The 5836-nt window shown below is 38.5% G+C and carries 6 protein-coding genes; all 6 read left to right on the top strand.

Annotation, left to right across the window (positions count from 1 at the left end):
• Positions 1-489, top strand: a 489-nt coding sequence (locus tag ACFVSH_RS22055) for an amino acid permease (protein ID WP_387707827.1), incomplete at its 5' end; no start/stop codon positions are given.
• Between the two features lie 238 nt (positions 490-727).
• Entirely contained in the window at positions 728-1480 is a 753-nt protein-coding gene (locus tag ACFVSH_RS22050) for a hypothetical protein (protein ID WP_387599034.1), read from the top strand.
• A 274-nt stretch (positions 1481-1754) separates the two neighbouring features.
• A complete protein-coding gene (locus ACFVSH_RS22045; RefSeq protein WP_260287543.1) occupies positions 1755-2750 on the top strand; it encodes a cation diffusion facilitator family transporter in 996 nt (331 codons plus the stop codon).
• 174 nt (positions 2751-2924) lie between these two features.
• The gene (locus ACFVSH_RS22040) at positions 2925-3668 is read left to right on the top strand and encodes a Cof-type HAD-IIB family hydrolase (protein ID WP_311202584.1); all 744 of its coding nucleotides are present in this window, start codon (positions 2925-2927) and stop codon (positions 3666-3668) included.
• Positions 3669-3839: 171 nt separating this feature from the next.
• Complete coding sequence (locus ACFVSH_RS22035; protein ID WP_387599030.1) at positions 3840-4838, top strand: NAD(P)H-dependent flavin oxidoreductase; 999 nt, start codon at positions 3840-3842, stop codon at positions 4836-4838.
• Between the two features lie 424 nt (positions 4839-5262).
• On the top strand, positions 5263-5836 hold a 574-nt coding region (locus tag ACFVSH_RS22030), incomplete at its 3' end, for a YhgE/Pip domain-containing protein (protein WP_387707826.1).

The raw sequence follows: 5836 nt of genomic DNA, 5'->3' as shown, positions 1-5836 counted from the left end.
ATGTTATATTCTTTATCAAAGAAAGGCGATGCACCGAAAATCCTTTCTCGGGTGAATAAGAGGGGAATCCCGATTTGGGCGTTAATGGCAAGTGTTTTCTTTGCTTATGTGTGCACGACCTTTAAATTTGTTTCCCCTGATAAATTGTTTGCTTTTCTCGCTAACAGCTCGGGAGGAGTCACGATGATCATGTATATCTTTATTGCCTTTTCCCATCTGTATTTGCGGAAAAAGTCGGAAAAAGAAAATCCAGGGACACTCAAAGTGAAAATGTGGCTATTCCCTTATTTAACCTACGCGACGATTGCCTTATTATTTATTATATTCGTTGCTCAGGCATTTATTGCTTCCATGAGATTGCAATTCTTTCTTACAACCCTTCTTACGATTCTAGTTATTGGGTCATACTTTCTTTTTTATCATAAGAAAAACGTAATTTCTCCTGAACAAGAAGGAAAACTAAAAAAAATTCAAGTTAAGGAAGGGTAAGTTATGTAGCCCTTTTTGTTCGATTATAGAAAGAAATGATTGACTTTTCAAATAAAGAGGCTGCTCTTAGTGGGCAGCTTTTTTTCTGGTTCCCAAATTGATTGCATTCATTTAACGGGTGATAATTAAGTGTGTTCGAATTTGTGACTGCTATTAACCCATCAGGATACTCATTCATTTGCAACTTTGAAATCCTTTGCTAGAATATAATCTATAGAAAAGATTAGGAGTGGTGACTGTGGCTGAAACTTCAGCTGAAGATTTGATTCATTATATTGCACCAAAAGGAGAATATATCCCTTTTTTAGATGATACGGACTATATCGCAAAAGGAATGGAATGGAAATTATTCACTGCCCGTTCGGTAAAAAGAGAACTATTATATAAAAGTGGCAGTTTTCAAGCTAAAGTCAAATTGGCAGGTTATGAACAATATGGAAATGGCCTTGACACCGTAGTTGTTGAATTTGCAAATGGTAAGCTTAGTTGCATTCACCCTTCCTATTTAAAGGAAATGCAAAGCAACAGTTTCGGAAAAGAATTGTTGAGTGGGCCGGTTTTAGAAACATCCGCAGATTCAAGTGAAACTGTGCAGGTGATGGAAGCACCAATTACGGAAAACTTCGATCAGCTAAGTGCAGAACCCAAAAAAGCAAAAACCAAAACTAAAAAGACGACTGCAAAACCTAAATTGGACTTACCTGGGGAAAAAGTGCATTTCACCGCAACAGTCAAGGAGTTTACGGCGAAAATGAACCATTTCACTGGTGAAGAAGATGAAGTCATACTCTTGGAGAATGTCAAAGTGACAACGGAGCCTGCATTGACTATCGGCGATGCTTGGTGTGGATATAGCAAGACATTAAAAAAAGCTGAGCTAGAAGAAGGGGACGCAATCGAATTTGATGGAAAAGTGGTCGACAAAAAATACAATAAAGAAATACTATATAAAGTCAATAATCCATCTAAGTTAGTGAAACAAGAGATGTAAGCTTAACGCAGAAGTTCTTGCGAAAGGGAGTAAGCCGCCGCTTACTCCCTTTTTTGTTGCTTTAATCAGTTTTCAATAGAAATGAATGCATTCATGTGAACTTATTTAGAATAGATGGGTCCATTACTGGAATATATTGGTTTTTGGGAGTTACAACTCATGGCCATTACCAATCGTATAGATAAGGGTTTGGCTTATGTGGTTTCATATTTTCCAGTGTTGGGGATAATACATTATGATAATGGATTTATAATAATATAAGGGGGGTTTTTATGTGAAAGAGTTATTTCGGTTATTAAAACAAGGTAATAAATCGGCTTTCATTGCTGCCTGTGTGAATAGTATCATCGCTGTGCTAAAGGGGATCGCTTATTTCATGACAGGCAATGTAGCCATGTTTGCTGAAACTTTACATACTTTGGGCGATGCTGCGAATCAGTTTTTCGTATTTATTGGATCTGCACTAAGTAAAAAGTCACCAACTGATCGATTCCCTGATGGTTTTGGACGCTTGGTTAACCTCGTATTATTAGGGGCGGTGTTGGTTGTCGGGATCATGTCTTATGAAACGATTAAAGAAGGGTTCCATCACATTTTGCACCCTGTAGAATCAACGGGTATCCTTATTAACTTGTCTGTCCTTTCGTTAGCGGTTGTGTTGGAATCATATGTATTATTTAAAGCGATGAAAGAAGTGGTGCATGAGACTGGAATCGAAGCTAAAGGAGCAGCCGTCATATTTAAGAGCTTCGCTGGTTTAAAAAGAGCAAAACCCGCGACAAAATTAGTATTCATGGAAGATATGGTAGCAACCGGTGGTGGGGTACTAGCGATAATTGCCATTTTATTAGCAAACTTCACGCCCTTCATCCAAGCTGAAGGCGTTGCTTCCGTCATGATCGGTCTCGGGATGTTCTATGTGGTTGGTAGGGTATTTCTTGATAATGCTGCAGGTGCTCTTGGGGAAGCCGATATTGAAATGCGACAAAAAATTGGAACTATGGTCATGGATGACCCAGACGTAAGGGATATACAGAAACTTGCCGTAATAAAAGAAGGGGAAGACTTTCATGTTGAACTTGAAGTTGAACTTGATCCCCATATTTCAATCGCCCAAGCGGATGACATTAAGGATCGTTTGTTTAATGAGATATTCAAGGAAAGAGGAGTTACGGATGTCATTATAGAATTTGATGAAAATGATGGTATCCCAAAATGGGAAGGTCAGCTAAAAAAAGAATTGAATGAAATGAAAAAAGAAAGGGAGTAGAGGATGTTTAGAATGGCAGAATATAAAGTGGCCGGATAAAGATATTTGGATGATAATAAAAATCATGAAACGAATGGAATGCCTGTTCAAATATTCACGTACTTTCCTGACGAATGCATTATAAGCTATCATGGACTTAGTTACATAAAGAAGGAATTGGGAGGGTGAATAAGAATGAAGGAACAAGATATTAAACTGGTTGCACTTGATATGGATGGAACGCTTCTCAATAAGGATGGGGAGATATCAAAAGAAAATCGGAGAGCGATAAAAGAAGCAGAAAATCAAGGGATTTTTGTTGTGTTGAGCACAGGGAGATCCTACGCGACATGCAGTGATTTTGCAAAGTCGATGGAACTCCAATCATACCTCATTACCGTAAACGGAAGCGAAATATACGATAATCAAGGAAAACTGGTGGAAAGGAATATCGTCGATAGTGAGTCCATACAATGGATGTGGGAATTAAGCCAAAAACACGGTACACATTTTTGGGCGATTAGTTGCGATAATATATACAGGGCTGAAATGCCTGAAAAAATCCATGATTCTCAATGGCTTAAATTCGGTTTTGATACAACTGATGATGATATCCGCCAAATCATCATGGATGAACTGGTATCAAAAGGAAACTTTGAAATAAGCAATTCCAGCCCAACGAATATTGAAGTGAATGCCATGGGCGTTAATAAAGCGAAAGCGATCAAGCTCGTATGTTCATTGCTCGATATTACGATGGATAATGTTATGGCTGTAGGTGACAGCCTTAACGACCTTGCAATGATTTCTGATGCAAAAGTGGGTGTGGCTATGGGAAACGCCCAAGAAATTGTGAAAGAAAAGGCAGATTGGGTTACAGCAACAAACGATGAAGATGGTGTGGCCAAGGCCATTCGTAAATGGGCGCTTTCAAATTGAATCGAAACTGTATATGGAATGTATTCCATATACAGTTTTTTTATTGAGATGGCGTTCCATGACAAGTTAATTCAGCAGCTGAATTAATTTCTTGAAAATTGTGTATTTTAGAAGTATGATAATCTTGTAGTGTTATATTTTGGTAATATACTAAAATGGGAGGTTTCATAAATGACAAGAAGTTTGCCTGAACAGTGGTGGAATCAATTATCTTTACCAGTTATCTCAGCACCTATGTTTTTAATATCCGGTCCTGAGTTAGTGAAAGAATGCTGCTTGAATGGGGTGATCGGCTCTTTTCCAGCACCGAATGCGCGGCCGATTGAGGTGTTGGATCAATGGATGAGTGATATAAACGATACATTGATTGCAGCAAAGGATAAAGAACCTGGCTCAAAGATTGCTCCATGGGCAATGAATATGGTTGTCCACCGTACATATAGCCGTCTTGAAGAAGAGTTGGAATTGGTCAAAAAGCATCAGCCTCCCATCGTCATTACATCATTAGGTTCACCAAAACATGTGGTTGATGTCGTACATAGCTATGGCGGGTTGGTCTTTTCGGATGTCAGCTCCGTGGATTTTGCAAAAAAAGCTGCGGAGTCAGGTGTGGACGGATTGATCTTGGTTGCTGCGGGAGCCGGTGGTCATGCTGGTGAAATAAATAGCTTTGCTTTCGTGGACAGCGTAAGAACATTCTGGGACGGAATCATTTTGCTTGCCGGATCCATCAGTACTGGCCACAGTATCTTGGCAGCTCAGGCTGCAGGAGCGGATCTTGCATATATGGGTACTCGTTTTATCGTGGCGAAAGAGAGCAGGGCCAATGATGATTATCGTGAAATGCTTGTCGATTCTGATCATGATGACATCATCTTGACTGATGCATTTTCAGGAGTTAATTGTAATATGCTGAAACCGAGCATCAGAAAGGAAGGATTGGACCCAGAACAATTAGCCAAAAAAGAAAAAGTCGATTTTGACAGCATGTCCAAAACATCTGAATCTAAAGCGTGGCGTGATATTTGGTCAGCGGGTCATGGTGTGGGGGCGATTAAAAAAATAGATACAGCCGCAGGCATCATAAAACAATTAGAAAAAGAATATCAGCAATCCTTAAAGAAACTGAACGGACAGGCGGAAAAATTAAAAGGCATTATTTCAAAATGATTTGTAAGCGCTTCATTTAATTATGTTTATATACCTTATTAAAAGGGTATCCAAAATGGATGCCCTTTTTTGCCATGAAAAATAGAGGGGATTTTATCAGCCGATGCTAAGGTCTTAATCAGTTAAGAGGCAATTTAAAACAGGATATAAAGTTATAAATAGTAGATATAGGATGTAAGGCAGTGAAAAAATATTGATAAAAGAATGGAAAAATGTTATATTATTTTCGTGATAATGACCGAATGAACAATATAGTCATTAGTTATTGTTTGCGTGAAAAGTAAATATATATTAAAGATTAAGATAGTGAATTTTAAATATATATTGCAGAAGCAAATGAGTTAAATATGTATTTTTCAATCCGTTTTTCACCGAGATAGATTAAATAAACGGCAAATTCGTCGTAGAGGAGGGCTTGGTAGGCGTGTTAAAATCTTTAAAGGGTGAATTTTTAGCCATAATAAAACATCCTATGATACTCATTTCCATAATAGGGATCATACTGATTCCCTTATTATACAGCGGCACTTTCCTGTGGGCATTTTGGGATCCATATGGGAAGGTGGACCAATTGCCTGTTGCCATTGTCAATATGGATGAGGGTGCGGAGTTCAATGAATCGGAACTTACAATAGGAAAAGATTTAGTCAAGGAGTTAAAGGAAAAGAAGGATTTCGATTGGCATTTTGTCAGTCAAAAAGAAGCAAATGAAGGCCTGAAAAAACAAGATTATTACATGAAAATAGAAATCCCGAAGAACTTCTCCAAAAATGCAACGACCTTACAGGAGGACAATCCGGAAAAACTTGATTTAATTTATACGTCCAATGAAGGGTTCAACTATATATCCACAAAAATAGGTGACGCAGCTTCGGAGAGAATTAAAGGGGAGGTTTCGTCAGCCGTTACGAAAACCTATGCGGAGTCAATGTTCGATAATCTGAACGAAATGGCTGACGGACTCAAAAGTGCCAGTGATGGAGCTGGAGAATTGAAAG

Origin of the sequence: Peribacillus sp. NPDC058002, from assembly GCF_042886655.1 — a bacterium.
GTDB classification, from domain to species: Bacteria; Bacillota; Bacilli; order Bacillales; family DSM-1321; genus Peribacillus; species Peribacillus aracenensis.
Note: the sequence above shows the minus strand (reverse complement) of the source record. Positions and strands in the feature narration are given on the sequence as shown.